Source organism: Streptomyces sp. NPDC007896 (assembly GCF_042959425.1).
Taxonomy (GTDB): domain Bacteria; phylum Actinomycetota; class Actinomycetes; order Streptomycetales; family Streptomycetaceae; genus Streptomyces.
Genome location: NZ_JBIBKX010000002.1, coordinates 768,640 through 795,626 on the forward strand (window position 1 = coordinate 768,640; position 26,987 = coordinate 795,626).

The window sequence follows — 26,987 nt, forward strand, 5'->3', positions numbered from 1 at the left end:
GGAACGGAAGGCCGCCGTCGAGTGAGTACATTCCCCCAGCCAGACCCCAAGGACCGCCCCGCGCGGCTCACCGTCGGCGTTGTCGGCGCGGGCCGGGTCGGCCCCGCCCTCGCCGCGGCGCTCCAGCTCGCCGGGCACCGCCCGGTGGCCGTCTCCGGGGTCTCCGACGCCTCCAGGCGGCGCGCCGCGCTGCTCCTGCCCGACGTGCCGCTGCTCTCCCCGGCGCAGGTCCTGGAGCGCTCCGACCTGGTCCTGCTGACGGTTCCGGACGACGCTCTGCCCGGGCTCGTCGAGGGGCTCGCCGAGACGGGCGCCATCCGGCCCGGACAGCTGCTCGTGCACACCTCCGGGCGGTACGGCGCGCGGGTGCTCGACCCGGCGCTCAGGGCGGGCGCCCTGCCGCTCGCGCTGCACCCCGCCATGACGTTCACCGGCACCCCCGTGGACGTGCAGCGGCTTGCCGGATGCTCCTTCGGAGTCACCGCGCCCGAACAGCTGCGCCTGGCCGCCGAGGCCCTGGTGATCGAGATGGGCGGCGAGCCCGAGTGGATCGCCGAGGAGTCCCGCCCGCTCTACCACGCGGCCCTCGCGCTCGGCGCCAACCACCTGGTGACCCTGGTCGCCGAGTCCATGGAACTGCTGCGCACCGCCGGCGTGGAGGCCCCGGACCGGATGCTCGGCCCGCTGCTCGGCGCCGCCCTCGACAACGCCCTCAGGTCGGGCGACGCCGCCCTCACCGGGCCCGTCGCGCGCGGGGACGCCGGCACGGTCGCCGCGCACGTCGCCGAACTGCGCAAGCACGCCCCGGGGACCGTCGCCGGCTATCTCGCGATGGCCCGCGCGACCGCCGACCGGGCGCTGGCCCACGGACTGCTGAAGCCGGAACTCGCCGAGGACCTCCTCGGGGTACTCGCCGACGGCGCGACCCTGCCCGACGACGGGAGCGACCGATGACCACCACCCTGCTGCGCACCGCCGACGAGCTGCACGCGCGCGTACGCCGCGGCAGCCGGGCCGTCGTGATGACCATGGGCGCCCTGCACGAGGGCCACGCCACGCTGATCCGCGCCGCCCGCGAGATCGCCGGGCCCGAGGGCGAAGTCGTCGTCACGGTCTTCGTGAACCCGCTCCAGTTCGGCGCGGGCGAGGACCTCGACCGCTACCCGCGCACCCTCGACGCCGACCTCAAGATCGCCGAGGAGGCGGGCGCGGACGCCGTGTTCGCCCCCTTCGTGGACGAGGTCTACCCCGGCGGCGATCCCCAGGTCCGCCTCTCCGCGGGCCCCATGGGCGAGCGCCTGGAGGGTGCCGTGCGCCCCGGTCACTTCGACGGCATGCTCACCGTCGTCGCCAAGCTGCTGCACCTCACCCGGCCCGACACGGCGCTGTTCGGGCAGAAGGACGCCCAGCAGCTCGCCCTGGTCCGCCGCATGGTGCGCGACCTGAACTTCGGCGTGGAGATCGTCGGCGTGCCCACCGTGCGCGAGGAGGACGGGCTCGCCCTCTCCAGCCGTAACCGGTACCTCTCGCCCGAGGAGCGGCGCACGGCGCTCGCCCTCTCCCAGGCACTCTTCGCGGGCCGTGACCGGCACGCCGCCCAGGAGGCCCTGCGCGCCCGGGCCCGCGAAGTGCCCGCCACACGCGCGCGTGCCGAGGCGCTCAGCGCGATCGGCGAATCCCGCGCCGCCGCCGACGCGCACGCGGTCGCCAAGGCCGTACCCGGCGGCCCCGCCGCCGTCCGCGCCGCCGCCCGCCTCGTCCTGGACGAGGCCGCCCGCCTCCAGCCGCCGCTGGTCCTGGACTACCTGGCGCTGGTCGACCCGTCCGACTTCACCGACATCAAGGACGACTTCACCGGCGAGGCGGTCCTCGCCGTCGCCGCCCGGGTCGGCACGACCCGCCTGATCGACAACCTCCCCCTCACCTTCGGAGCCGCCTCGTGACCGCCACAGGCACAGGTACACCTACGGGTACTGGCATACGACTGCACGCACCCGCCCCCGGCTGGGCCCTCACCGCGGACGTGGTGGTCGTCGGCTCCGGCGTCGCGGGCCTCACCGCGGCACTGCGCTGCGAGGCCGCGGGCCTGAGGACCGTCGTCGTCACCAAGGCCCGCCTCGACGACGGCTCCACGCGCTGGGCGCAGGGCGGCATCGCCGCGGCCCTAGGCGATGGCGACACCCCCGAACAGCACCTCGACGACACCCTCGTCGCGGGCGCGGGCCTGTGCGACGAGGACGCCGTGCGCATCCTCGTCACCGAGGGCCCCGACGCCGTACGCCGCCTGATCGAGACCGGCGCCCACTTCGACGAGTCCACCGAAGGCGAGCTGGCACTCACCCGTGAGGGCGGCCACCACCGCCGCCGCATCGCGCACGCGGGCGGCGACGCGACGGGCGCCGAGATCTCCCGGGCACTCGTCGAGGCGGTACGCGCGCGTGGTCTGCGCACGGTCGAGAACGCGCTCGTCCTGGACCTCCTCACGGACTTCGGCGGCCGCACCGCGGGTGTGACCCTCCACGTCATGGGAGAGGGCCAGCACGACGGCGTGGGAGCCGTCCACGCCCCCACCGTGGTCCTCGCCACCGGCGGCATGGGCCAGGTCTTCTCCGCGACGACGAACCCGTCGGTCTCCACGGGCGACGGCGTAGCGCTCGCCCTGCGCGCGGGCGCCGAGGTCTCCGACCTCGAATTCGTCCAGTTCCACCCGACCGTGCTCTTCCTCGGCCCGGACGCCGAGGGCCAGCAGCCGCTGGTGTCGGAGGCGGTACGCGGCGAGGGCGCCCACCTGGTCGACGCGGACGGCGTGCGCTTCATGGTCGGCCAGCACGAGCTGGCCGAACTGGCGCCCCGGGACATCGTCGCCAAGGGCATCATGCGGCGCATGCAGGAGCAGGACGCCGAGCACATGTACCTCGACGCCCGGCACTTCGGCACCGACATGTGGGAGCACCGCTTCCCGACCATCCTGGCCGCCTGCCGCGCCCATGGCATCGACCCGGTCACCGAGCCCGTCCCGGTCGCCCCGGCCGCCCACTACGCCTCCGGAGGCGTCCGCACGGACGCTCGCGGCCGCACCACGGTGCCCGGCCTCTACGCGTGCGGCGAGGTCGCCTGCACCGGCGTCCACGGCGCCAACCGGCTCGCCTCCAACTCCCTCCTGGAAGGCCTCGTCTACGCCGAGCGCATCGCCGCGGACATCGTGCGGAGCCGCTCGGAAGACGGCCTCCACGCGCGCGTGCCCGTACCGGTCCCGCACCCCGAGAAGCCCGCCCACCCCCTGCTCGCCCCCGAGGCCCGGTTCACGATCCAGCGGATCATGACGGAGGGCGCCGGTGTGCTGCGCTCCGCCGAGTCCCTCGCGACCGCCACCGGACGGCTCCAGCAGCTCCACACCGACGCCCGCGACGCCCTCGACGAGAACGGCAAGACCTCCGAGCCCGGCGTCGACACCTGGGAGGCCACCAACCTCCTGTGCGTGGCCAGGGTCCTGGTCGCGGCCGCGCGCCTGCGCGAGGAGACTCGTGGCTGCCACTGGCGCGAGGACCACGCCGACCGCGACGACGCAGACTGGCGCCGCCACATCGTCGTACGGCTGAATCCCGACCGCTCGCTGGCCGTACACACCACGGACACCGCAGACTTCCCCCCGACCCTCCCGCAAACCTCCGGCTCCCCCCGACCAGGGGGGACCCCCGTGCCCCAGCGCCTTCAGGAGCAGTGACAGCAGTGAGCACCCCCGACCTTCCCCTCGCCCAGAGCGGCGGCTGCGGCGACGGCTGCGGCTGCGGCGCCGAAGCGGACGACGACACGTACATGGAGTGCGGCCTCGACCCCGCGCTCGCCCAGCTCCTCGCCGACGCCGGGCTCGACCCCCTGGAGGTCGAGGACATCGCGAACGTCGCCATCCAGGAGGACCTCGACCACGGCGTGGACGTGACGACCGTCGCCACCATCCCCGAGGACGCCGTCTCCACCGCCGACTTCGTCGCCCGTGACGCGGGCGTCGTCGCGGGCCTGCGGGTGGCCGAGGCGGTCATCTCCGTGGTCTGCACCGACGAGTTCGAGGTGGAGCGGCACGTCGAGGACGGCGACCGGGTCGAGGAGGGCCAAAAGCTCCTCAGCGTCACCACCCGCACCCGCGACCTCCTCACCGCCGAGCGCAGCGCGCTGAACCTGCTGTGCCGGCTGTCCGGCATCGCGACCGCCACACGCGCGTGGGCGGACGCCCTGGAGGGCACCAGCACCCGTGTGCGCGACACCCGCAAGACGACGCCGGGCCTGCGCGCCCTGGAGAAGTTCGCGGTGCGCATGGGCGGCGGCGTCAACCACCGCATGTCGTTGTCGGACGCGGCGCTGGTCAAGGACAACCACGTGGTCGCCGCCGGCGGCGTCGCCCAGGCCTTCGAGGCCGTCCGCGAGGCCTTCCCGGAGGTGCCGATCGAGGTCGAGGTCGACACGCTGCACCAGCTGCGCGAGGTCGTGGACGCGGGCGCCGACCTGATCCTTCTCGACAACTTCACGCCCGTCGAGTGCGAGGAGGCGGTGGCCATCGTGGAGGGCCGGGCGCTCCTCGAAGCCTCGGGGCGGCTCACCCTCGCCAACGCCGGGGTGTACGCGAAGACCGGCGTCGACTTCCTGGCCGTGGGCGCGCTGACCCACTCCTCGCCGATCCTGGACATCGGCCTCGACCTGCGCGAGGCGTCGACGGACCAGGCCTCGACGGACCAGGCCTCGACGGACGAGGCGGAGTAGGACCCATGCTGCTCACCATCGATGTCGGCAACACGCACACCGTCCTCGGTCTCTTCGACGGCGAGGAGATCGTCGAGCACTGGCGCATCTCCACGGACGCCCGCCGCACCGCCGACGAGCTCGCCGTGCTCCTCCAGGGCCTGATGGGCATGCATCCGCTGCTCGGCGAGGAACTGGGCGACGGCATCGACGGCATCGCGATCTGCGCCACCGTCCCGTCCGTGCTGCACGAACTGCGCGAGGTGACCCGCCGCTACTACGGCGACGTGCCCGCCGTGCTGGTCGAGCCCGGCGTCAAGACCGGCGTGCCGATCCTCACGGACAACCCCAAGGAGGTCGGCGCGGACCGCATCATCAACTCGGTGGCCGCCGTCGAGCTCTACGGGGGGCCGGCGATCGTCGTCGACTTCGGTACGGCGACCACTTTCGACGCGGTGAGTGCGCGGGGCGAGTACGTCGGCGGTGTCATCGCGCCCGGTATCGAGATCTCCGTGGACGCGCTCGGGGTCAAGGGGGCTCAGCTGCGCAAGATCGAGGTGGCTCGGCCGCGGGCGGTCATCGGCAAGAACACCGTCGAGGCGATGCAGTCAGGGATCATCTACGGGTTCGCGGGGCAGGTCGACGGGGTCGTCAACCGGATGGTGCGCGAGCTGGCGGAGGATCCTGACGACGTCACCGTCATCGCCACGGGTGGGCTGGCGCCGATGGTTCTCGGCGAGTCCTCCGTCATCGACGAGCACGAGCCGTGGCTCACGCTGATCGGTCTGCGCCTGGTCTACGAACGCAACGTGTCCCGCACCTGAGTCCCTCGCCCCCGCCGCCCCTACCCGTCCCATCCCTCTGGGGCTCCGCCCCAGCCCCCGCCAGGGGCGCTGCACCCCCTGGACCCCCGCATCGGCCTGAACGGCCTCGTCCTCAATCGCCGGACGGGCTGGATGGTGCGGGCCGGGGTGGGTGGGTTGAGGGGGTCGGTGGGGCATCGGCCTCCGGCCTGATCCTCAAACACCGGCCGAGTCGAGGCTCCCACGAGCGCGAGAAACTGCGCGCCCACCGTCCCACAGCCGCAAAGCCCGCGTAGACGGCGCCCCGTCAGGGGCGCGAGGAACTGCGCGAGCAACCCCCACCGGCCGTCAGTCGAACGAACTCGCGCGGGCGGGGTACGCGGGGCGAAGCCCCCGCCCTGGGGGCGCGAGGAACTGCGCGGGCAACCCCCACCGTCCCGCAGTCGAACGAACTCGCGCGGACGGGGTATCCGGGGCGGAGCCTCGGCCCTGGGGGCGCGGGGAACTGCGCGAGCAACCCCCACCGTGCCGCAGGAGAAGGGATCGGGCGGACGGGGGTTCGGGGCGGAGCCCCGGTGGGGGCGTCGTCGGGGAGGGAGGACACTCACCTGCGGCCCAACCACCCGCCGACCCCCGGAGGGACACGCGCAGACGCTATGCGGATTTTGTCTGATTAGCGCGTATCGTCGCCGCATGCCCACGCCCTACGGATCCCGCGGCGGCATGGCGTTCGGAGCACAGGAGCTGCGTGTGCTCCGTCGCGCTCTCGCCCTCGCCCTCCACCCCACCCCCGCCTCGGCCGAAGACGTCCAGGACTGCCTCCGTCTCGCCGAGTCCGTCGACGAGGCGGCCCGCGAGGGAGCCAGGCTCAGGGCCTTCCTGCTGGCCGACCTCGCCCGCTACCGGGCCGCCCTGCCCGGCACCGCCGCGGGCTATCTCGTCCTCCTGGAGGAGGCACTCGGCTCGGGCTACCGTCCCGACCCGGACGACCTCGCCGCGCTCCGGGCGCTGAGCGGCAACCCCACCGCCGCCGCCCTCCTGGACCGCTGCCGCGCCCTCGCCGAGCAGGACGTCCGCACCCGGCTCGCGGGCCTCTCCGTCACGACCACGGTCCCCGCCTCCCGTACCCGCCTGACGGCCCTGCCCGGCGGCCTGGCCGCGACCTCGGCCTCGGAGGAACCCGTGAAGAAGCCCGCGGGCAGCCCCGCCGCCGAGCCGCGGCCGCAGTCCCCGGTCAGGAGCCCGCGCCCGGACCGTCCGATCCCGACCCCGGGCGAGGTCTTCCCGCCGAAGCGCAAGCCCGCGCCGCCACCGGCGAACCCGCCGCAGCAACTCGCCGCGGGCTAGCTACTCTGGAGGCATGGACTATGTCTCCGCGCTGGTGCCCCCCGTAGTGATGGCCGTGTTCTTCATCGGGTTGATCGTGACGATCGTGAAGACCCAGGGCGGGGCCAACAAGTCCAAGGAGGACGCGGTCGTCGACGCCGCCCTCGCGCGCGCGGAGAGCGCCCGCCAGGCCTCTCCCGACATCCAGGCCTGAGGCGACAGCAGGACCACAGCCCCGGCAGACGCGGCCCGCGCCCCCGCCGGGGCACTCATCGGCGTACGACTCATACGTTCTCATACGTTTTTCGAGTCGTACGCCCTTTTTGTTACTGATCTCCCACTATTGTTCTGAGCTGTGCCTCGCCCATTGGGAGAACTCGAAGACGCGGTCATGACGCGGGTGTGGAAGTGGAACCGCCCGGTGACCGTTCGAGAAGTCCTGGAAGATCTTCAGCAGGAACGGTCCATCGCGTACACCACGGTGATGACCGTTTTGGACAATCTCCATCAGAAGGGCTGGGTGCGCAGGGAGGCGGAAGGCCGGGCCTATCGATATGAGGCGGTCTCCACGCGTGCCGCCTACTCGGCCGCACTGATGAACGACGCGTGGTCCCAGAGCGACAACCCCGCCGCCGCTCTCGTCGCCTTCTTCGGCATGATGAGTGAGGAGCAGCGGCGCGCGCTGCGGGATGCCGTACGCATCGTGCAAGGGCCTGATGAAGGCCCCGAACAAGGCGAGACCGGCGGCGAAACACGTGTAACCCCGGACGCCGCCGACGAGAAGCGGGTCGAGAAGCCGGTCGAGAAGCCCGATGAGGCGTCGGGTGAGAAGCCGGGCGAGAACCCCGACTCCGGCCCGGGCGGCACCGGGCGATAGCGTCCGCCCATGCCAGCAGAGCATCCAGCACCGCGTCCCGAAGACACCGCAAAAGCCGTCACCGTCCGGCGGGCCAGGACCAGTGATGTCCCGGCCGTGCGCCGCCTCCTCGACGCGAACGTCCGCCGCGGCATCCTGCTCGACAAAGCGACGGTGACGCTTTACGAGGACATCCAGGAGTTCTGGGTCGCGGAACGTGATGACAACGCCGAGGTGGTGGGGTGTGGTGCGCTGCACGTCATGTGGGAAGACCTCGCCGAAGTCCGCACTCTCTCGGTGAACCCCGTGGTCAAGGGCGCCGGTGTCGGTCATCAGTTGCTGGAGAAGTTGCTGCAGACCGCCCGCTGGCTCGGCGTTCGCCGGGTTTTCTGTCTGACCTTCGAAGTCGACTTCTTCGCGAAGCACGGCTTCGTGGAGATCGGCGAGACGCCTGTCGACAGGGATGTCTACGCCGAGCTGCTGCGTTCCTATGACGAGGGCGTGGCAGAGTTCCTCGGTCTCGAACGAGTGAAACCGAACACCTTGGGCAACAGCCGGATGCTTCTGCATCTGTGATCGCCGGCGACTATTCCGCCCGACCGCCTTGCCCGCGTTCCCTATGTCCGAAACGCGCACGTTTCCGGTCTTCCAGCGGCCCCCGAGTCTCACCCAGGGGTTTGTGTTTTTCCAGCAAAAGCGGTTTGCTTTCCGACGTACTGCAGTACTGCATATAACAGGGGACGTGAAACAGCGGCACACGCCGCAGGCCCTCGACCCTCAAGTTATCGATGAAAGGAAATCCGGTGGCACAGAAGGTTCAGGTCCTTCTTGTCGACGACCTCGACGGTGGCGAGGCGGACGAGACCGTGACGTTCGCGCTGGACGGCAAGACGTACGAAATCGATCTCACGACCGCCAATGCGGACAAGCTCCGTGGCCTTCTCGAGGCCTACGTGAAGGGTGGTCGTCGTACCGGAGGCCGTGCTGCGGGGGGGCGTGGAAAGGCGCGTGTCGCTTCCGGTGGCAGCCAGGACACCGCACAGATCCGCGCGTGGGCGAAGGAGAACGGTTACGAGGTCAACGACCGTGGCCGCGTTCCGGCGTCCATTCGCGAGGCCTACGAGAAGGCCAACGGCTGAGTCGAGGCCCATGGCCCAGCTGCCCAGCCAAGGTCTACGAGTAGGCCGGCGGCTGGGCGCACGCGCGTCGCAGCCGGACCCGGTGGCACTGTGTCGCCACCGTGTCCACGAGTCGTACGAGATCGGGGGCGCCCCCACCGCCCCCCACGGCCGACAGAGTCGGCAGCGAGGGTTCCACCTCGCACCCCGGCTCGGGGGGCCGCAGCCAGACGGCGGCCCCCTGTGCACCGGACCCGCCGGGCCCGTCCGTCCCGGCCCCGTCCGCGGTGAGTGGCCCCTCGGGCATCCCCGGCGGCAGCGGAGCCTCGATGCTCCCGCCCGCGCCGATCGCCGTGAGATCGAGCGCCAGAGCGCCCCACTCCAGCCAGTCGAGCAGCCCCGGCAGTTCCTCCGCGCTTCCCGCGGCCACCAGTAGCCACATCCGTGTTCCGTGCCGAGCCGGCCACTTCTCATGCCGAGCCGCCGGATCCTCGCGCGGCGCCGAGCGGCTGGTGCGCAGCGCCACCGGAGAGGCCGGTCCCAGGTGTCGCAGGGCCCTGACACCCGCCTCCGCAGGGACGTCCAGGACGTCGAAGCGCAGGCCGGCGACCAGTCGTAGCGGCGATGCGGGCACTGTCGCCCAGCCGAGTTCGTTCTCGTACCACTGCCGCACAGGGTCGCTCGGGTGGAGCGGGCGGCGAGGGAGGGGGACAGTGGGAAGCATGTCAGGAGCAACCGTCAGAAGAGCTCCAGAGTTACGCTGGGTGTTTCATCATGTGCGTTGAGTATCGAAAGAAGAGGTGTGTGGGGGCGATCGGTGGCGCAAGGATGTTCGCCCATAGCGGAGGGAACCGGTGCGCGCGGCATGGAGTGTCAGTGCGTGCGGGTAAGACATCCCTAGTGAGAGGGGCGACACGCATGGCTCGGGCATCTCACGTTCGCCATCGGCGTACAGCCGGTGCGGGTATCTGCCTGGCCTGCGGGAACATCGTCTCGCACCATCAGGTTGGACAGGATGTCGGCGTTCGGGGTCAGGAGGCCAAGGACGGTGTCGGCAGTTGGAATGAGCGGTCCCCGCTTGCGGGACTAAGCTGCGGAAGGACAGGGAGGGGAGCGTCCCCTTACTGCCTGACCGCTCTGAGGAGCGATTAACGATGTTCGAGAGGTTCACCGACCGCGCGCGGCGGGTTGTCGTCCTGGCTCAGGAAGAAGCCCGGATGCTCAACCACAACTACATCGGCACCGAGCACATCCTCCTGGGCCTGATCCACGAGGGTGAGGGTGTCGCCGCTAAGGCCCTGGAGAGCCTCGGGATTTCGCTCGAGGCGGTCCGCCAGCAGGTGGAGGAGATCATCGGGCAGGGGCAGCAGGCCCCGTCCGGGCACATCCCCTTCACCCCCCGTGCCAAGAAGGTCCTGGAGCTGTCGCTCCGCGAGGCCCTTCAGCTGGGCCACAACTACATCGGCACGGAGCACATCCTGCTCGGCCTGATCCGAGAGGGCGAGGGCGTCGCCGCCCAGGTCCTGGTCAAGCTGGGCGCAGACCTCAACCGGGTGCGGCAGCAGGTCATCCAGCTGCTCTCCGGCTACCAGGGCAAGGAGACCGCCACCGCCGGCGGTCCTGCCGAGGGCACCCCCTCCACGTCCCTGGTCCTCGATCAGTTCGGCCGGAACCTCACCCAGGCCGCTCGTGAGTCCAAGCTCGACCCGGTCATCGGGCGCGAGAAGGAGATCGAGCGGGTCATGCAGGTGCTGTCCCGCCGGACCAAGAACAACCCGGTCCTCATCGGCGAGCCCGGCGTCGGCAAGACCGCCGTCGTCGAGGGCCTGGCGCAGGCCATCGTCAAGGGCGAGGTGCCCGAGACCCTCAAGGACAAGCACCTCTACACCCTCGACCTGGGCGCGCTGGTCGCCGGTTCCCGCTACCGCGGTGACTTCGAGGAGCGGCTGAAGAAGGTCCTCAAGGAGATCCGCACCCGCGGCGACATCATCCTGTTCATCGACGAGCTGCACACGCTCGTGGGTGCGGGTGCCGCCGAGGGCGCCATCGACGCGGCGTCGATCCTGAAGCCGATGCTGGCGCGCGGTGAGCTCCAGACCATCGGTGCGACGACCCTGGACGAGTACCGCAAGCACCTCGAGAAGGACGCGGCCCTCGAGCGCCGCTTCCAGCCGATCCAGGTGGCGGAGCCTTCCCTCCCCCACACGATCGAGATCCTCAAGGGCCTGCGCGACCGTTACGAGGCGCACCACCGGGTCTCCATCACGGACGAGGCGCTGGTCCAGGCCGCCACCCTGGCCGACCGGTACATCTCGGACCGCTTCCTGCCGGACAAGGCGATCGACCTCATCGACGAGGCCGGTTCCCGGATGCGCATCCGCCGGATGACCGCGCCGCCGGACCTCCGCGAGTTCGACGAGAAGATCGCGGGCGTCCGCCGCGACAAGGAGTCGGCCATCGACTCCCAGGACTTCGAGAAGGCGGCCTCTCTCCGCGACAAGGAGAAGCAGCTGCTGGCGGCGAAGGCCAAGCGCGAGAAGGAGTGGAAGGCCGGCGACATGGACGTCGTCGCGGAGGTCGACGGCGAGCTGATCGCCGAGGTCCTCGCGACCGCGACCGGCATCCCGGTCTTCAAGCTGACCGAGGAGGAGTCCTCGCGTCTGCTGCGCATGGAGGACGAGCTCCACAAGCGGGTCATCGGCCAGAAGGACGCCGTCAAGGCGCTCTCGAAGGCGATCCGTCGTACGCGGGCCGGTCTGAAGGACCCGAAGCGTCCGGGTGGTTCGTTCATCTTCGCGGGCCCGTCCGGTGTCGGTAAGACCGAGCTGTCGAAGGCCCTCGCCGAGTTCCTCTTCGGTGACGAGGACGCGCTGATCTCCCTCGACATGTCGGAGTTCAGCGAGAAGCACACGGTGTCGCGTCTCTTCGGTTCGCCCCCCGGATACGTGGGCTACGAAGAGGGCGGTCAGCTGACGGAGAAGGTGCGGCGCAAGCCGTTCTCGGTGGTCCTCTTCGACGAGGTCGAGAAGGCACACCCGGACATCTTCAACTCGCTGCTGCAGATCCTGGAGGACGGTCGCCTGACCGACTCCCAGGGCCGGGTCGTGGACTTCAAGAACACGGTCATCATCATGACGACCAACCTCGGCACGCGGGACATCTCGAAGGGCTTCAACCTGGGCTTCGCGGCCACGGGTGACACGAAGTCGAACTACGAGCGCATGAAGAACAAGGTCTCGGACGAGCTCAAGCAGCACTTCCGCCCCGAGTTCCTCAACCGCGTCGACGACGTGGTCGTCTTCCCGCAGCTGACGCAGGAGGACATCCTCAAGATCGTCGACCTGATGGTCGGCAAGGTGGACGAGCGCCTCAAGGACCGGGACATGGGCATCGAGCTCTCCCAGTCCGCCAAGGAACTGCTGTCCAAGAAGGGTTACGACCCCGTCCTGGGCGCGCGGCCGCTGCGTCGCACGATCCAGCGCGAGATCGAGGACACGCTCTCGGAGAAGATCCTCTTCGGCGAGCTGCGCCCCGGTCACATCGTGGTCGTCGACACGGAGGGCGAGGGCGACACCAAGACCTTCACCTTCCGCGGTGAGGAGAAGTCGGCGCTGCCCGACGTCCCGCCGATCGAGCAGGCCGCGGGTGGAGCAGGGCCCAACCTGAGCAAGGAGGCGTAGCGCTCGGCGCTCGCCTGAACGAAGGGGCTGCCCCGGGACTTCGGTCCCGGGGCAGCCCCCTTTTTTCACACCACGCTGTCGGTCTTCTCGATGGTGACGGCGGCGGTCTCCGGGAGGAACGCCAGGAGATGTTCCGGTACGTCGGTCACGTTCGAGGCGAGATGGAACGTGACCCTGCGCAGGCCGGGAAAGAGAACCGGGACATTTGAGAGGTCTTCGTTTCCCGTGAACTTGTTGAGCCGCAGTCTCGTCACGTTCGGCAGCACCGGACCCGCGCTCCACCCGACGGCATTCCAGTTCACACGAAGTTCTTGTAGAGCGGGAAGCCGGGTGATCTCTTCGAAGTCCTCGGGGGTGAGGTTTTCGGGGAGTGTGGCCAGACTCAGTTGCTTCAGCGAGTGCATATGACTCAGTCCGCGCAATCCGGTGAATCGGAGGGCGTTCCTGGTGAGCCGTAGATACGTCAGCGGCAGGTCCCGGGGGAGAGCGGCGTCGAGGGAGTCGCCGTGCAGCGGAAAACCGATGTCGAGCATCCGTAGAGTGCGGGAGGCGGAGAGCGGCGCCAGGGCACCGGGCTTCTCGAGTCCTGGCACGGTATCCACCGAAAGCCATTTCAGGGGCAGTGCGGCGAGCGGGGTGAGGTCGTCGACGTTCGGGTTGCTGCCGCTGATGTCCAAGTGTGAGAGCCGCCCCTGGTCCGACAGGAACGTCATGTCGCGCAGGATCCGGTTGTCGCGTACGACGAGTTCACACAGCTGGTCCGGCAGCAGGCCGTCGCGGATGTCGGGCGAGTCGATGTCACCGACGACCTGGAGCATGGGGCGGCCGCCGAGGTCGCGCAGGGCGTGCAGCTGGTCGACGGAGTGCGCGCAGAAGTACAGGTCGTCCGGTGGCAGATGGGCGATGACGTCGGCCGCGTAGCGCCGGGTGTCGAACCGGTGGGCGGTCCAGGCGAGTTGGGCCCGTACGAGCAGCGACGGATGCGACCGGAAGCGGGACAGGACCGGGAGTGCCGCGTCCGTGCCGATGAGCGACGCGGTGATGACCACGGCCCTGGCCTCGCCGTCGGTGAGCCCCTCGGGTCCGGGCAGCAGCTCCAGGACGAGCGGGCCCGCGCCGGCGAGGGTGCGGGCCTCCTCGGTCGTACGGGGCGGGATGAGCGAGGAGGCGTTGCGCTCCACGGCCGCGCGGACGTGGGGGTCGAGTTCCGTGGCGTGTTCCAGCGCGGCCAGGGCGAGCAGTCGCATACGCGTACCCGCCGCTCCGGACGTCTCCTCGGCGGACTTGGTCAAGTCGGCCAGGAGGGTGGCCCGTTCGCGGGGGCGGGCGTGCGCGACCGCCATCCGGATGACGTCCGACCACTGGGAGTCGAAGGCGTTGCGCACCAGCAGTCCGAAGTCCCCGTCCTCCACCGCCGCCCGCGCGCCCAGGTAGTCCTGGAAGGTGCGGTGGACGAACTCGACGGTGCCGAGGGTGGGTTCGCGGAGCAGGCCGCTGCGGACGAGGAGATGACGCAGGATCGCCGGGGCGTCGCCCTGTGCGGCAGCGGACGGGAGGGACGGCAGGACGTCGGCGACGATGCGCTCGGCACGGTCGCGGTCCATCTCGGACTGGTTGTTGCGGATGAGCCAGTAGGCCAGCCGCTGGAGGAGCTGGACCTGCGGGAGTTCCGTGAGGTGGATGCCGCCGGTGCGGTCGGGCGCGAACATGTCGCGCTCCTCGTCACGGCGCGACAGCAGCATGGACAGGGCGGCGTCGTACAGCTCCTGCCGGCCGTGCGGCAGATAGCCCCGCCGGTCGCGGTGCAGCGCGCAGATCAGCCCGCACATCAGCGGGTTGGTGGCGAGCCGGCCGAGGTCGGGCTTGGTGCCGACGGCGGTGAGGAGGGAGTGTTCGTAGCCGTCGAGGCGGTCGGTGTCCGGGGCGTCGAGCCGGGCCGCCGTGTGCCAGCGGCGGATGAAGGCGGTGACGTCGTCGCGGCTCATGGGGGTGAGGGCGAGCTCGGTGAAGCCGTCGGGGGTGAGCCAGTCCTCGCGGACGGCCGAGGGACGGGAGGTCACCAGCCACTGGTTGCCGGGATAGACGTCCAGCAGCTCGCGCAGCCAGCGACGGGTCCGCTCGCGGTCGCGTTCGGGGATCTCGTCGATGCCGTCGACGAGGAGCAGCCCGCGCCCGGCGCCGAGGACGCGGTCGCTCCAGCCGTCCGGCTGGGTGGCGTGGAAGGGCACGCGGGCGGCGGCGAGAAATCCGTCGGGCGCCGGGAGTCCGTCGGGGCGGCGGACCAGGGTACGCAGGGGCAGGACGAACGGGATCCGGTCGCCGCGCTCGCCCCGGGCCGCGGTCACGGCCAGCCACTGCACGAGGGTGGTCTTGCCGGAGCCGGCCACTCCGCGCAGCAGCACCAGGTCCTGTTCGGCGAGGGCCTGCTCGGCGGGGAGGGTGCTGCCGGCGGCCGCGATGTGCGTCCCGTTCGGGCCGGTCGCCTCCGCGTCCTCGGTGGCCCGCACGGCCTGCTGGCCGAGGTAGACGGCGTCGAGGGGCCAGCGCTCGGGGGAGTTGACGAGGTCGATGCCGTAGATGGTGAGCCGGCTGTGCTTGGTCGCGACGTATGCGAGGTACCGCTGTTCGAAGGCGGGATCCGTGCCGCCGGGCGGGGGAGTCCGTGCGATCAACTCGTCCATCTTGGCGATGAGTTCGCTCTGCCTGCGGCTCTGCTCCACCAGCGTGCGGGCCACGAAGGCCGAGCGCTGGGTGAAGAAGTGCAGGATGTGAAGGCAGGCCGCGCTCAGGATCCGCTCGTAGAACAGGGTCGCGTCGAAGGAGAGGTCCCGCTCGGGATTGCCGCTCGCGGCGCGCAGCCGCAGGGCGAGCGCCTCGTGACCGAGTTCCACGGCCTGTACGTCGGTCATGGCGAGGTCGCCGAGGGCGTGCAGGGTGTCGGCGAGGGCGTGGGCGACGGCCTGCTCCTCGTCGGCGGCCAGCGGGCGTTCTCCGGTGCGCAGGGCTCGGGCGACCAGCTCGGCGGCCAGCGTGGTCAGTTCCTTCTCCCCGAGGGTCCGTTTCTCTCCCCTGAAGGAGACGAACCCGGAGATCCGCACCGGCTTCTCGACCAGCCCGGCGCCCGGCCCGTCCGCCACGAAGAGCTTCTTGACGAGCGGCGCGACCACGCTCGAGGCCAACTTGGCACCTATGGCTGCTGGTTCCATGTCGCTCCCCCGGACGGCACGGTGACGGCTGCTCAGATCACCCTAGGGCCTGTCACAGGTCGGGAGTGGCGTCGCGGAGAAGATCGTGTGCGGGTCGTTGTGGCGTTCGGCGGCGAGGAGCCTTGCGGCGGCGCCGTGGAACGGGGGGATGGTGATGCCGGACAGCGGCGAGGTCAGGGAGGAGCCCGCGTCGAGGGGCGCCCGTACGACGTCCGGGGTGACCGCGGTCACGCCGTACGACGTCCGGGGTGACCGCGGTCACGCTCCGGGTACGGATCGCGCAGTGGTCCCCCGGGACGCCGCCCCGCAGGAGTGAGCTGCCGCCGAACAGCCTTCAGACACGCCCTTGCGGTGACATGACGCACAGGCGATTTGTCCCCTACTAGGGCGGGTAGTGGACAACGGGGAGCGGGCAAAACGGACTTAATGGTGCGGAACCCCCATGGGGTGTGCGGCGTCGCGGCCGACGGTGCGACGAGGGCCGTATCGGGCCGGAACGCATTGCCTGTAAGTGGGTTTAAACGTCTCTACTCCGAAAAATCGGGCGTATTCGATACGGGGTGGGGCGTCTGTCAAGAAGGCGGAAATTTCAGGGTGAACTACGACCTGGCGTCGTAGATGAGGACTTTGTGTGTCGACCAGGACTCGGGTTACCAAGGGATGGCCCACTCGGCGACAGCTCGTCCGTCGGGTGGACCTGACCCCCGTCTCCGTTCCCACGAGGTTCCGAATGTCGAAGCGCGTCACGTCCCGCCACTCCCGTATGTCCCTGCTCCGCTCCAGGGCGGCCGTCCTGGCCGTCGGCGTGGGTGCCACGGCCGTACTGGGCGCCGGGGTCGCGGCCGCCGCCACCGAGGCGGCCCCGCAGGCCGCCGTGAAGACGGCCGCCACCCAGGCGTCCGCCTCCTGGGTCGACCCGGTGAAGAAGTACACGCTCTCCGCGGGCTTCAACCAGGCCGGCAACCTGTGGCAGCACAACCACTCCGGGCAGGACTTCGCCGTACCCACCGGCACCGAGGTCGTCGCCGCGCACGGCGGCACCGTCGTCAAGGCCGGCGGCAACGGCGCCGGTGACGGTCCCGCGTACGGCAACGCCATCGTCATCAAGCACGGCAACGGGACCTACTCGCAGTACGCCCACCTGTCCCGGATAGACGTGCGGATCGGGCAGGTCGTCGCGACCGGCCAGCACATCGCGCTCTCCGGCAGCACCGGCAACTCCACCGGCCCGCACCTGCACTTCGAGATCCGTACGACCCCGAACTACGGCTCCGCGATCAACCCGGTCGTCTTCCTGCGCGCCCAGGGCGTGACCGTCTAAGACGCCTCAGGGGTGACGCCGGCGCCGCCGTGCGCCTGCGTCACCAAGTCGATCGCGACCTCCAGGACAGCCTTGCGCTTCTCCTCGGGGTCGCCTTCGACGTCCTTGAGCAGGAACATCCCGGCGTGCATCGAGAACAGCGCGCTGATGCAGCGCACCTGGTCCGTCAGATCGGCGTCCGGCTCCTTGAGCAGGCCGACCATCCGGATCATGCGGTCCTTGAAGTCCTCGCCCGTGCGCAGCTCGCGGACGGCCGCCTGGTTCTCCTGCATGAAGCGGAAGAGCGGGGCCGCCTCGGCGAGGGCGTTGCTGTAGCGGCGCAGGATCTCCTGCTTCGTCTCCAGCGTGCGAGGCTGCTGCCGCGCCCACTCGATCAGCTCGTCCATGGGCCTGGACAGGTCCTGGAAGAGACTGATGAGGATGTCTTCCTTGGTCTTGAAGTGGTAGTAGAGCGCCGCCTTCGTGACGTCGAGGTGCTCGGCGATCTCGCGCAGCGAGGTCTTCTCGTAGCCGTGCTCGGAGAAGAGTTCGAGGGCGACGTCCTGGATGCGCTGGCGGGTGTCCCCGCGGCGCTGTCGCTTGGTGCCGTCCATGGTGTCGCCGCCCATCCCTGTGCTCCTCGCACTCCCTGAAACGTACGTGTCGTCCGACTGGCAAATCCAGGAAAACTTACTTGACGCCCGGCTAGTTACCGGTCTAACTTCCCTCAGTGTAGTCAACTTGCCGGGCGGCAAGTAAGTACCTAGGGGAGTGGAACCGTGGCGGACAACAAGGAAGCGGTCATAGAGACCGAGAAACAACCGCGCAGCGTACGCGTCGTGCTGCTCGCGCTCATGATCACCATGATGCTGGCCATGCTCGACAACATGATCGTGGGCACGGCCATGCCGACGATCGTGGGCGAGCTGGGCGGCCTCCAGCACCTGTCATGGGTCGTCACCGCGTACACCCTCGCGACCGCCGCCTCCACCCCCATCTGGGGCAAGCTCGGCGACATGTACGGGCGCAAGGGCGCCTTCATGACCTCGATCGTGATCTTCCTTGTCGGCTCCGCGCTCAGCGGTATGGCCCAGGACATGGGGCAGCTCATCGGCTTCCGTGCCGTTCAGGGTCTGGGCGCCGGTGGTCTGATGGTCGGCGTCATGGCGATCATCGGTGACCTGATTCCGCCGCGGGAGCGCGGCAAGTACCAGGGCATGATGGCCGGCATCATGGCGCTCGCCATGATCGGCGGACCGCTCATCGGCGGCACCATCACCGACCACTGGGGCTGGCGCTGGTCCTTCTACATCAACCTGCCGCTCGGCATCGTCGCGCTCCTCGCCATCAGCGCCGTACTGCACCTGCCGAAGAAGCGCGTCCAGGCGAAGATCGACTACCTCGGCGCCGGACTGCTGGCCCTCGGTATCTCGTCCATCGTGCTGGTCACCACCTGGGGCGGCAGCGAGTACGCCTGGGGCTCGGCCAGGATCATGGAGCTCATCGGCATCGGTGTCGCCGCGCTGGTCGGCTTCGTCTTCGTGCAGACCAAGGCCGCCGCGCCGATCATGCCGCTGCACATCTTCCGCAGCCGCAACTTCACGCTGATGTCGATCATCGGCTTCATCACCGGCTTCGTGATGTTCGGCGCCACGCTCTTCCTGCCGCTGTACCAGCAGTCCGTGCAGGGCGCGTCCGCGACCAACTCCGGGCTGCTCCTGCTGCCGATGCTCGGCGCGATGCTGGTGACCTCGATGGTCGCCGGTCGCGTCACCACCGGCACCGGGCGCTACAAGGCCTTCCCGATCGTCGGCGGCGTCCTCATGGCGGTCGGCCTGTTCCTGCTCTCTCAGATGGACACCGGTACGACCCGGTTCACCTCCGGGCTGTACATGGCCGTGCTCGGCCTCGGCATGGGCTGCCTGATGCAGATCACCATGCTGGTCGCGCAGAACAGCGTCGAGATGAAGGACATGGGCGTCGCGTCCTCGTCCACCACCCTCTTCCGTACGCTCGGCTCGTCCTTCGGCGTCGCGATCATGGGTGCGCTGTTCAATCAGCGGGTCCAGGACGTGATGACCGAGCGGGCCGGAGCGCTGGGGTCCAAGGTCACCGAGCAGTCGGCGCAGCTGGACGCGGCGAGCCTGGCCAAGCTGCCGGCGGCGGCGCGGGAGGCGTACCAGTACGCGGTGTCCTCCGGAACGCACTCCGCGTTCCTGCTGGGTGCGGTGGTGTCGGTGGGGGCGCTGGTGGCCGCGGTGTTCGTGAAGGAGGTTCCGCTGCGGGGGGCGGGTGCGGGTGCGTCGGAGCCGGAGGGCTCGGCCGAGGGTGCGGTGAGCGACTCGGCGCCGAAGCCGACCGTCGCCGAGACCGTCTGACCTCGCCCGACCCGACCTGGCCCGATCCGACCCCGCTTGATCCGAAGACCCCCGGAGTGTCCGCCCCGGGGGTCTTCTCCTGTACGCGCCCGGTGCGCCGTCCTCAATCGCCGGACGGCCTGAGTGCCGGACGGGTTGAAGGGTGCGGGTCGGACTTTGGCCTTGTTCTCGAAACGCCGGTCGAGGCGAGGCTTTTAGGGGCGCGGGGAACTGTGCGCCCAGTCCCCACCGGCCCGCAGCCGAACGAATCGGCTGGGCGGGGGACTGACCGAGCCGGGCCAGGCCGACGGCAACGGCAACGGCAACGGCAACGGCAACGGCAACCGGTACTCGCTCACCCGCATCAGGTCGGCAGCATCGGATAGCTGCCGGTGCTCGTCGGCGCGTGCTCCGGCAGCCACAGCACCGCGACCGCGCCCTCCGCGGGCACGTGCTCGGGGGCCCCCGCGGGCCGGACGTTTCGGAAGGTCAGCCGCGCGCCGAGCACCCGGGCCTGACCCGCCGCGATGGTGAGGCCGAGGCCGTGACCGTGGCCCGAGCGGTCGCTGCTGCCGGTACGGAAGCGGCTGGGGCCCTCAGCGAGGAGCTCCTCGGGGAAGCCGGGACCGTGGTCGCGGACCCGGATGACCCGGCCCTCGACCGAGACCTCGATCGGCGGCTTGCCGTGCCGTGCCGCGTTGGCCAGCAGGTTGAACAGCACGCGCTCCAGGCGACGCGGATCCGTCGTGACCTCCGACTCGTGGATCACGCGTACGTCGACGTCGGCGTCCTTGGCGGCCACGCGCCGCGACACGAACTCGCCGAGCAGGATGTCCTGGAGTTCGGCCCGCTCGGAGGCGCCGTCCAGCCGCGCCACTTCGAGGACGTCCTCGACCAGGGTCCGCATGGCCTGGGCACGGTCGCGGACGAGTTCCGTGGGGCGGCCGGGGGGAAGGAGTTCCGCGGCCGTCAGCAGGCCGGTCACCGGCGTGCGCAGTTCATGGGCGATGTCGGCGGTCACCCGGCGCTCGGCCTCGATGCGCTGCTGGAGCGCGTCCGCCATGGCGTCGACCGCACGCGCGAGGTCGTCGGTCTCGTCCCGTACGACCCCGCCGATCGCTTCCCGGACCCGTACGTCGGTCTCACCCTTGGCGACCTGGTTCGCCGCGGCGGCGGCCTTGCGCAGCCGGCGCGAGAGCTGGCCGCCGATCAGCACGCCGAGCGCGCTGCCGCCGAAGACGACCGCGATCGAGCCGATGATCAGCGCCTGGTCGAGGTCCTTCATGACGTCGGTGTTGCGGTCCGTGAAACCGGTGTGGAGCGAGAGGACGCGGCCGTCCTTGAGGGGTACGGCCGCCCAGATGTCCGGGACCCCGTTCGGACGGTCGGCCACAAAGGTGGCCCGCCGGCCCTGCATGACCTTTGCCAGCAGGTCCTTCGGGATGGCCGGGTCGTCGACCTTGACCCCGAAGGCCTGGGTCCGCCCGGACTCGTACATGCGCTCGGCGACCGTGATGCGCTCGTCCGCCAGGTCGCGTGAGTTGTCGAGCATCGAGACGCGCGCCGCGTTGTGCACGACGAGGCTGAGCGCGACCGCGACCAGCGCGCCGACCATGGCGATCGCCGCGCTGAGCTTCCACCGGATGCCCGTGCGAATGCCGGAGTTCCCGGCGGCGGCCGCCATGCGCATGCCCACAGGCACGCCACGGCCGGCAGATGGGCTCCGACCGACGGATGCGACCCGCCCGGCAGATGGGCCCCGGCCGACGGGTGTGCCCGGTCCGACGGGGGTGCCCCGGCCGGCAGGTGTGCTCCGGCCGGTCCGACTGCTCCCGATCACCGGGCTGCTCCCGATCACCGGACCGTTCCCCGTCACCGGACTGTTCCCCGTCACCGAGCCGTACCCGTCCGCTGAGCCGTACGCGTCGGCCGGGCCGTACCCGTTGACCGGCCCGCGCCCGTCGCCCCTGTCGCCCCCGCCGCGCCCGCCGGCCGGTCTGTTGGGGCCGGTCGGGCCGTTGCCGCCCGCCGGAGTCCGGCGCCGAAATATCCCCCGCATGTCCCTGCTCAGGCCTTCAACTTGTAGCCGAAGCCGCGGACCGTCTCGATCCGGTCCTGGCCGATCTTCGTCCGCAGCCGCTGTACGTGGACGTCGACGACTCGGGTGTCCCCGCCCCAGCCGTAGTCCCACACGCGTTCGAGCAGCTTGTCGCGGCTCAGCACCGTACCCGGCGCGGAGGAGAACTCCAGCAGCAGCCGCATCTCGGTGGGCGTCAGGGCCACCGGCGTACCGCCCTTGTGGACTTCCATCCCCTCGGTGTCGATCTCCAGGTCGCCGAAGGAGAGCATCCCGCCGTCGACGGACGAGGCTTCTTCGGAGGCTCCGTTCGAACCGCTCGCGTGTCCGAAACGGCGCAGCACCGCGCGGATCCGGGCGACCAGCACGGCCCCGTCGAAGGGCTTGGTCACGTAGTCGTCGGCGCCCGCCTCCAGGCCCAGCACGACGTCGATCGAGTCGGCGCGCGCGGACAGCATGATCACGGGGACGGTGGACTCGTCACGGATGCGGCGGCACAGCGAGACGCCGTCGAGTCCGGGGACCATCACGTCCAGCAGGGCGATGTCGGGACGGTCGGCGCGGAACGCCTCCAGGCCCGACAGCCCGTCGGGCATGGCCGTCACCGCGAAGCCGTCGCGCTCGAGAGCGAGCTGCGTCGCCTCGCGGATGACGTCGTCGTCCTCGACGAACAGGACGTGGGTCTGTTCTGCCATCCGGCTGCTCCGTCTGCGCTCAGTTCGCGGGAGCGGGCGTGTCCACGCCGCCCACCGCGTTGCTGTAGTCGTTGTGCGTCCGGGACCTCTCGGTGAAGCGGGTCGCGGTCCACCCGTAGGTGATCACTTCTTCACTGGAGGGGTACTCCACCGGGTCGCCCTTCTTGTACAACTGCTGGGTGATCACCAGGTCGCCCCGGTCGATCTCCGCGTAGACCGGCGGCTCCTCGGTCTTGAAGACATTCTCGTACCTGCCGCTTTCCTCGCGGTAGACGTACGAGCCGATCCCCACGGCATCCCCGCAGGTCATGACGTTGACCACGACGTCGTCCGTGGTTCCTCCGGTCAGATCCCCGTACGACACGTCGACCGGGTACTCGTCGGCGACGCACGGTTTCGTCAGCGCGTTCTTGACCGAGTCGCTGACCTCCGGGTCGTCCTTGACGAGCTTGACCGCGTCCACGCGCTTGGGCGTCTTGGACGGGGAGGCGGAGAGCGCGGGGCTCGGGGCCGCCCCCTTCGCCACCGCCTCACTGCTCGCCGGGCCCTCGTCGCGGGCGCCCGTGCCACCCGTGGCGCAGGCGGTCAGGAAAAGGCCGAGGGCGGTGAGCGCGGCCGTCACCGCGCTCCCCGCCTTCAGGACCTGCCTGGCCCGAGTTCCTAGGCCGCGCAACGCTCCCGCTCCTCACGTTCGAGCGCGCGTGCGTCCAGGTCGCGGCTCTCCAGCTCCTCGCGGAGCCGGGCGAGCGCCCGGTGCAGCGTGCTCTTGACCGTTCCGGCCGACATGCCTAGGGCGGCGGCCGTCTCCTCCGTGGACATCTGCTCCCAGTGTCGCAGCACCACGACGCTGCGTTGCTTGGGAGCGAGAACCTTCATGATGTCCATAAGGAGCGCGCGGTCCGCGTGCTGCTCGGTCGAGTCGTCGACGGAGGCGTCCGGGAGCTGCTCGGTGGGCACCTCTTCGAGTTTCCGCGCCCGCCACCACTCGGTCCGCGTGTTGATCATCACGCGGCGCAGGTAGGCGTCCGCGAGCCGCTTGTCCGCGATGCCGTCCCAGCGGCCGTACGTCCGTACGAGCGCGGTCTGCAGGAGGTCCTGGGCGTCGACGGGGTCGGGGACCAGGCGACGGGCACTGCGCAGCAGCGCGTCCTGCCGAGTGCGGACGTACTCCTCGAATTCGAGCACCTCGCCGTGCGCCATGATCAACCGCCTCCATCCCCGTTTCCGACGTGCCTGGCTCGCGCCTGCTGCCGGTTGTCCGTTTCCTGTGTCCCGCTGTCGTTCTGCTGTGTGCGGTACGGAAATGAAGCTACGGAGGCGTTGTCACGGGGTTGTCCGAGGCAGCCTTCGGTGAGCGCTCGGCTGTACGTCGGTTGTGTAACGGATGTATGAGGTGGGTAAGGCGGTGTGGTTACAAGTCCCGGTTGGGGTGGTTTTGCGGGTGTGACCGGTGTCCTGGGGGCGGTTACTAGGTCAAGGGCAGCCGATACAAACCACCCGGGAGCGGCTCGACGAGTCCGTCGGCGACGAGTCCGTCGAGGGCGCGGGCCCGCTGCACGGGCTCGTCCCACACGCGATCGAGTACGGACTGCGGGACCGGGCCCTCGACGGACTCCCTCAGTACGGCGAGGAGTTTGCCGCGCACCTGGCGGTCCGTGCCCGCGTACGTCTGGCCGCGCCGCGGCGGGCCGTCGTGCGCCGGCTTGCCCGCCAGCCGCCAGGCGCACTGCGCGGCGATGGGGCAGCGCTGGCAGGCCTCGTTCTTCGCCGTGCAGATCAGTGCGCCGAGCTCCATGGAGGCGGCGGCCCAGCGGGAGGCGGTGCTCTCGTTCTCGGGCAGGAGGGCACGGGCGAGCTTGCGCTCGGCGGCGGTGGTGGCGTTCGGCGGGTACTGCACGCCGCTGACGGCCCGTGCGAACACCCTTCGGACATTGGTGTCCAGCACGGCATGCCGCTGCCCGTACGCGAACGAGGCGACGGCGGCGGCCGTGTACTCCCCGATACCGGGCAGCGCGAGCAGTTGAGCGTGCTCCGTGGGTACGTCGCCGCCGTGTCGTTCCGTTATGGCGACCGCGGCGCCGTGCAGCCGGAGCGCGCGGCGGGGGTAGCCGAGCCGGCCCCAGGCGCGGACGGCTTCGCCCGGGGCCTCCTTGGCCAGGTCGGCGGGGCGGGGCCAGCGAGCGACCCACTGCTCGTACACGGGCAGGACACGGCTGACCGGGGTCTGCTGCAACATGAACTCACTGACCATCACGCCCCAGGGGCCGGCGTCGGGGCGGCGCCAGGGGAGGTCACGGGCGTGCTCGTCGAACCAGGTGATCACCGGTTCGTGCAGGGTCTTGCCGGCGGCGTCGGGCTGGGGGCTGGGTGTGGGCTTGGTGGGTGCAGTCATGGCGGTTCCGATCCTGCCATGCGGGGGTGGGGCTACGCGGTTTCCTCCGAGGCGCGGAGGAGTGGCTTTTCGCCCGGGCCCCGCACTGGCTCCTTTGCCCGCGGGGCGGTGGGGGCTGGTCGCGCGGTTCCCGGCGCCCCTGAAGGGGCGCTCCGGTCGGCCGGAGGGCCGGGCCCGGCAGCCCCCGGAGGACGGGAAGGGGCGGTGTGGGGCAACTCGGCCGGTGTGTCGGAATGATGATCCGGAAAAGTTGGCGCTGAGGGCGGCGGGTGGGGCGAGCGCCGGCGTGGATCTCTCGTACAGTTTGCGCCGTGGGATCTATGCGCAATCCGGTCGGGCCACTTCCCTCCACGATCTACTGGCGTCGGAGGGCCGTTCTGCTGTCCCTGGTAGCGCTGTTGGCGCTGCTGATCGTCTGGGTCGTCAGCAGCGGCGGCGGAGGCGGCAAGAAGAACGCGGACGGGTCCAACGGGAAGAACCCCGTACAGACGATCACCCCGGGCCCCTCCGGTTCCGGACCCGCGATCAGCCAACACCCGGGCGGCCGCGACGAGTCCAGCCCCGGCGCGAGTACCGGTACGGCAAGCGGCAGCGGCAGTGGCGGCGGCAGCGGCGGTAGTGGCGGTAGTGGCGGTAGTGGGGACGGCTCCGGCGGGACCGGCAGCGCGGGCGGTGGTGGCTCGGCCGGCGATTCCGGCGGTGGCACCAGCTCCGGGGATCAGGTACCCGCCGGCTCCACCCTCCCCAACTGCACGGCAGGCGCGGTCAAGTTGACCCTGCGCAGCGCGCACAACACGTACGCCCCCGGGGACAAGCCCTCGATCGAGCTGATCGCGAAGAACTCCTCCGCCAGTGACTGCAAGGTCGATCTCGGCCCGAAGAGCGCGGTACTGACGATCACTCAGGCCGGTGGCGACAAGAGCTTCTGGTCCTCGAGCGACTGCCCCAAGGACGCCGCCAGTCTCTTCTTCCGCGTTCCGGCCGGCGACCAGGTGACCTACACGGTCGACTGGGACCGCACGGCCAGCGCCGCCCAGTGCGCGACACCCCCGGCGGGTTCCGCGACCGCGGGTACCTACCTGGTGGAGGCGAAGGCACCGGGCCTGGCGAAGGCGACGACGTCGTTCGTGCTGTCCCAGGACTGAGCGCGGGGGCGGGAGCCCTCCAAGGGGCGGCCATGGAGCCCCCGAGGTCCGAGGCCGACGGGTGGTGCCCGCACGGCCCACACGCGCCCTTCGAGCGCGCCCGGCCCCGTCAAGACCGTCAGACGTAGCGCGTCGTCAGCCGTAGCGGGTCGTCAGCCGTAGCGGGTCGTCAGACGTAGCGCTCCAGGATCGACGACTCCGCCAGCCGCGACAGCCCCTCACGGACGCTGCGCGCCCGTGCCTCGCCCACCCCGTCGACCGCCTGAAGGTCGTCGACGCTCGCGGCGAGGAGCTTCTGCAGACCGCCGAAGTGCTCGACGAGGCGGTCGATGATCGCGCCGGGCAGACGCGGAACCTTGGCGAGGAGGCGGAAGCCACGCGGGGAGACCGCGGAGTCGAGCGCCTCGGGGGAGCCGGTGTAGCCCAAGGCTCTCGCCACCGTGGGCAGTTCGAGGAGCTCGGAGTGGGCCAGGGCGTTCAGGTCGGAGAGGGCCTCGTCGACCGTGCGGGAGCGCTTCGCGGTCGGCTCCGGCACGTAGTCCCGGACCACCAACTCCCGCTCGGGCTCCACGCCCGCAATCAACTCGTCCAGCTGGAGGGCGAGCAGACGCCCGTCCGTACCCAACTCCACCACGTACTCGGCGATCTCCGTGGCGATGCGCCGCACCATCTCCAGGCGCTGCGCCACCGCCGACACGTCCCGGACGGTGACCAGGTCCTCGATCTCCAGCGCGGAGAGCGTGCCCGCGACCTCGTCGAGGCGGAGCTTGTAGCGCTCCAGGGTCGCGAGGGCCTGGTTGGCGCGGGAGAGGATCGCGGCGGAGTCCTCCAGGACGCGGCGCTGACCGTCGACGTACAGCGCGATCAGACGCATCGACTGGGAGACCGAGACGACGGGGAAGCCGACCTGCTTGCTCACCCGGTCCGCCGTGCGGTGCCGGGTGCCGGTCTCCTCCGTCGGGATCGTCGGGTCGGGCACGAGCTGGACGCCCGCCCGCAGGATCTTGGTGATGTCCTTGTCGACGACGATGCCGCCGTCGAGCTTGCACAGCTCACGCAACCGGGTCGCCGTGAAGTCGACGTCCAGGACGAAGCCGCCCGTGCACATCGACTCGACGGTCTTGTCCCAGCCGAGCACGATGAGTCCTCCGGTGTTGCCGCGGAGGATTCGCTCGAGCCCGTCGCGCAGGGCCGTGCCAGGTGCCACGGCGCTCAATGAGGCGCGCATCAGGCCATCGGCACCGGAGCTCCCACCGGACTTTCCGGGAGCTGCTGCCCGGTCGTTGGCTGCCACTGCA

Annotated in this window: 24 protein-coding genes; 14 read left to right on the forward strand and 10 right to left on the reverse strand. The window is 70.4% G+C overall.

Translation table 11 applies throughout. From position 1 onward, the window contains the following. Positions 1-21 precede the first annotated feature (21 nt). From ACFZDJ_RS10965 to ACFZDJ_RS11010, 10 genes are all read left to right on the forward strand, one after another. Positions 22-954 (forward strand): Rossmann-like and DUF2520 domain-containing protein, encoded by a 933-nt coding sequence (locus tag ACFZDJ_RS10965; RefSeq protein ID WP_075032433.1) that lies wholly within the window; start codon positions 22-24, stop codon positions 952-954. Beyond that, positions 951-1,943, forward strand: coding sequence for a pantoate--beta-alanine ligase (gene panC, locus ACFZDJ_RS10970; protein ID WP_391057801.1), 993 nt, complete (start codon positions 951-953; stop codon positions 1,941-1,943). Before ACFZDJ_RS10965 ends, panC begins: the two co-directional genes overlap by 4 nt. Further along, entirely contained in the window at positions 1,940-3,724 is a 1,785-nt protein-coding gene (locus tag ACFZDJ_RS10975; protein ID WP_391057804.1) for an L-aspartate oxidase, read from the forward strand. The genes panC and ACFZDJ_RS10975 overlap by 4 nt, the downstream gene beginning before the upstream one ends. A 5-nt stretch (positions 3,725-3,729) precedes the next feature. Then, positions 3,730-4,755 (forward strand): carboxylating nicotinate-nucleotide diphosphorylase, encoded by a 1,026-nt coding sequence (nadC, locus tag ACFZDJ_RS10980; protein WP_389601829.1) that lies wholly within the window; start codon positions 3,730-3,732, stop codon positions 4,753-4,755. Between the two features lie 5 nt (positions 4,756-4,760). Beyond that, positions 4,761-5,558, forward strand: coding sequence for a type III pantothenate kinase (locus ACFZDJ_RS10985; RefSeq protein ID WP_054237503.1), 798 nt, complete (start codon positions 4,761-4,763; stop codon positions 5,556-5,558). Positions 5,559-6,260: 702 nt separating this feature from the next. Next, positions 6,261-6,884 (forward strand): hypothetical protein, encoded by a 624-nt coding sequence (locus ACFZDJ_RS10990; protein WP_390934359.1) that lies wholly within the window; start codon positions 6,261-6,263, stop codon positions 6,882-6,884. 13 nt (positions 6,885-6,897) lie between these two features. Further along, the gene (locus ACFZDJ_RS10995) at positions 6,898-7,077 is read left to right on the forward strand and encodes a hypothetical protein (protein WP_390934333.1); all 180 of its coding nucleotides are present in this window, start codon (positions 6,898-6,900) and stop codon (positions 7,075-7,077) included. Positions 7,078-7,254: 177 nt separating this feature from the next. Continuing rightward, entirely contained in the window at positions 7,255-7,740 is a 486-nt protein-coding gene (locus ACFZDJ_RS11000; RefSeq protein WP_391057882.1) for a BlaI/MecI/CopY family transcriptional regulator, read from the forward strand. Positions 7,741-7,749: 9 nt separating this feature from the next. Continuing rightward, a complete protein-coding gene (locus ACFZDJ_RS11005) occupies positions 7,750-8,295 on the forward strand; it encodes an amino-acid N-acetyltransferase (RefSeq protein WP_384919118.1) in 546 nt (181 codons plus the stop codon). Between the two features lie 227 nt (positions 8,296-8,522). Further along, on the forward strand, positions 8,523-8,858 hold the full coding sequence (locus tag ACFZDJ_RS11010; RefSeq protein WP_095853285.1) for an Lsr2 family protein: 336 nt from the start codon (positions 8,523-8,525) through the stop codon (positions 8,856-8,858). 34 nt (positions 8,859-8,892) lie between these two features. Here the strand turns inward: ACFZDJ_RS11010 and ACFZDJ_RS11015 are convergent, their stop codons facing one another. Beyond that, positions 8,893-9,561, reverse strand: a complete 669-nt coding sequence (locus tag ACFZDJ_RS11015) for an SCO3374 family protein (RefSeq protein ID WP_391057808.1) — start codon at positions 9,559-9,561, stop codon at positions 8,893-8,895. A gap of 430 nt (positions 9,562-9,991) precedes the next feature. Here ACFZDJ_RS11015 and ACFZDJ_RS11020 point away from each other — a divergent pair, with 430 nt between their 5' ends. Next, positions 9,992-12,517, forward strand: coding sequence for an ATP-dependent Clp protease ATP-binding subunit (locus ACFZDJ_RS11020; protein ID WP_054237510.1), 2,526 nt, complete (start codon positions 9,992-9,994; stop codon positions 12,515-12,517). A 65-nt stretch (positions 12,518-12,582) separates the two neighbouring features. Here the strand turns inward: ACFZDJ_RS11020 and ACFZDJ_RS11025 are convergent, their stop codons facing one another. Together ACFZDJ_RS11025 and ACFZDJ_RS11030 are read right to left on the reverse strand one after the other, a co-directional pair. After that, positions 12,583-15,723: an NACHT domain-containing protein gene (locus tag ACFZDJ_RS11025; protein WP_391057811.1), complete on the reverse strand. Its 3,141-nt coding sequence runs from the start codon at positions 15,721-15,723 to the stop codon at positions 12,583-12,585. A 42-nt stretch (positions 15,724-15,765) separates the two neighbouring features. Then, positions 15,766-15,954 (reverse strand): hypothetical protein, encoded by a 189-nt coding sequence (locus ACFZDJ_RS11030; RefSeq protein ID WP_391057814.1) that lies wholly within the window; start codon positions 15,952-15,954, stop codon positions 15,766-15,768. A 499-nt stretch (positions 15,955-16,453) separates the two neighbouring features. Between ACFZDJ_RS11030 and ACFZDJ_RS11035 the strand changes: the two genes are divergently transcribed. Then, a complete protein-coding gene (locus ACFZDJ_RS11035; protein WP_390934336.1) occupies positions 16,454-17,044 on the forward strand; it encodes a peptidoglycan DD-metalloendopeptidase family protein in 591 nt (196 codons plus the stop codon). On the opposite strand, the gene ACFZDJ_RS11040 is transcribed toward ACFZDJ_RS11035, so the two are convergent. Continuing rightward, on the reverse strand, positions 17,041-17,652 hold the full coding sequence (locus ACFZDJ_RS11040; RefSeq protein WP_248003057.1) for a TetR/AcrR family transcriptional regulator: 612 nt from the start codon (positions 17,650-17,652) through the stop codon (positions 17,041-17,043). The two genes, ACFZDJ_RS11035 and ACFZDJ_RS11040, sit on opposite strands and share 4 nt — an antisense overlap. A gap of 150 nt (positions 17,653-17,802) precedes the next feature. On the opposite strand from ACFZDJ_RS11040, the gene ACFZDJ_RS11045 reads away from it, so the two are divergent. Next, the gene (locus ACFZDJ_RS11045; RefSeq protein WP_384919133.1) at positions 17,803-19,401 is read left to right on the forward strand and encodes an MDR family MFS transporter; all 1,599 of its coding nucleotides are present in this window, start codon (positions 17,803-17,805) and stop codon (positions 19,399-19,401) included. A gap of 343 nt (positions 19,402-19,744) precedes the next feature. Here ACFZDJ_RS11045 and cseC read toward each other — a convergent pair whose 3' ends face one another. The 5 genes from cseC to ACFZDJ_RS11070 form a co-directional block, all read right to left on the reverse strand. Next, positions 19,745-21,070, reverse strand: a complete 1,326-nt coding sequence (gene cseC / locus ACFZDJ_RS11050) for a two-component system sensor histidine kinase CseC (protein ID WP_384919136.1) — start codon at positions 21,068-21,070, stop codon at positions 19,745-19,747. A 377-nt stretch (positions 21,071-21,447) separates the two neighbouring features. Then, positions 21,448-22,152 (reverse strand): two-component system response regulator CseB, encoded by a 705-nt coding sequence (gene cseB, locus ACFZDJ_RS11055; RefSeq protein ID WP_168509999.1) that lies wholly within the window; start codon positions 22,150-22,152, stop codon positions 21,448-21,450. 19 nt (positions 22,153-22,171) lie between these two features. Continuing rightward, on the reverse strand, positions 22,172-22,825 hold the full coding sequence (locus ACFZDJ_RS11060) for a hypothetical protein (protein WP_390934337.1): 654 nt from the start codon (positions 22,823-22,825) through the stop codon (positions 22,172-22,174). Further along, positions 22,813-23,352, reverse strand: a complete 540-nt coding sequence (locus tag ACFZDJ_RS11065; RefSeq protein WP_168510000.1) for a SigE family RNA polymerase sigma factor — start codon at positions 23,350-23,352, stop codon at positions 22,813-22,815. Before ACFZDJ_RS11065 ends, ACFZDJ_RS11060 begins: the two co-directional genes overlap by 13 nt. 268 nt (positions 23,353-23,620) lie before the next feature. Then, positions 23,621-24,544, reverse strand: coding sequence for an A/G-specific adenine glycosylase (locus ACFZDJ_RS11070; protein ID WP_390934338.1), 924 nt, complete (start codon positions 24,542-24,544; stop codon positions 23,621-23,623). 311 nt (positions 24,545-24,855) lie between these two features. Here ACFZDJ_RS11070 and ACFZDJ_RS11075 point away from each other — a divergent pair, with 311 nt between their 5' ends. Next, complete coding sequence (locus tag ACFZDJ_RS11075) at positions 24,856-25,689, forward strand: hypothetical protein (RefSeq protein ID WP_391057817.1); 834 nt, start codon at positions 24,856-24,858, stop codon at positions 25,687-25,689. Between the two features lie 169 nt (positions 25,690-25,858). On the opposite strand, the gene disA is transcribed toward ACFZDJ_RS11075, so the two are convergent. Beyond that, entirely contained in the window at positions 25,859-26,983 is a 1,125-nt protein-coding gene (gene disA / locus ACFZDJ_RS11080) for a DNA integrity scanning diadenylate cyclase DisA (RefSeq protein ID WP_054228678.1), read from the reverse strand. Between the last annotated feature and the right edge of the window lie 4 nt (positions 26,984-26,987).

Coding starts and splice junctions, on each gene's coding strand:
- panC (WP_391057801.1), top strand. CDS start 951: ATGACCACCACCCTGCTGCGCACCGCCGACGAGCTGCACGCGCGCGTA.
- ACFZDJ_RS10985 (WP_054237503.1), top strand. CDS start 4,761: ATGCTGCTCACCATCGATGTCGGCAACACGCACACCGTCCTCGGTCTC.
- ACFZDJ_RS10990 (WP_390934359.1), top strand. CDS start 6,261: ATGGCGTTCGGAGCACAGGAGCTGCGTGTGCTCCGTCGCGCTCTCGCC.
- ACFZDJ_RS10995 (WP_390934333.1), top strand. CDS start 6,898: ATGGACTATGTCTCCGCGCTGGTGCCCCCCGTAGTGATGGCCGTGTTC.
- ACFZDJ_RS11000 (WP_391057882.1), top strand. CDS start 7,255: ATGACGCGGGTGTGGAAGTGGAACCGCCCGGTGACCGTTCGAGAAGTC.
- ACFZDJ_RS11005 (WP_384919118.1), top strand. CDS start 7,750: ATGCCAGCAGAGCATCCAGCACCGCGTCCCGAAGACACCGCAAAAGCC.
- ACFZDJ_RS11015 (WP_391057808.1), bottom strand. CDS start 9,561: ATGCTTCCCACTGTCCCCCTCCCTCGCCGCCCGCTCCACCCGAGCGAC.
- ACFZDJ_RS11020 (WP_054237510.1), top strand. CDS start 9,992: ATGTTCGAGAGGTTCACCGACCGCGCGCGGCGGGTTGTCGTCCTGGCT.
- ACFZDJ_RS11025 (WP_391057811.1), bottom strand. CDS start 15,723: ATGGAACCAGCAGCCATAGGTGCCAAGTTGGCCTCGAGCGTGGTCGCG.
- ACFZDJ_RS11035 (WP_390934336.1), top strand. CDS start 16,454: ATGTCGAAGCGCGTCACGTCCCGCCACTCCCGTATGTCCCTGCTCCGC.
- ACFZDJ_RS11040 (WP_248003057.1), bottom strand. CDS start 17,652: ATGGGCGGCGACACCATGGACGGCACCAAGCGACAGCGCCGCGGGGAC.
- cseC (WP_384919136.1), bottom strand. CDS start 21,070: ATGCGCATGGCGGCCGCCGCCGGGAACTCCGGCATTCGCACGGGCATC.
- cseB (WP_168509999.1), bottom strand. CDS start 22,152: ATGGCAGAACAGACCCACGTCCTGTTCGTCGAGGACGACGACGTCATC.
- ACFZDJ_RS11065 (WP_168510000.1), bottom strand. CDS start 23,352: ATGGCGCACGGCGAGGTGCTCGAATTCGAGGAGTACGTCCGCACTCGG.
- ACFZDJ_RS11070 (WP_390934338.1), bottom strand. CDS start 24,544: ATGACTGCACCCACCAAGCCCACACCCAGCCCCCAGCCCGACGCCGCC.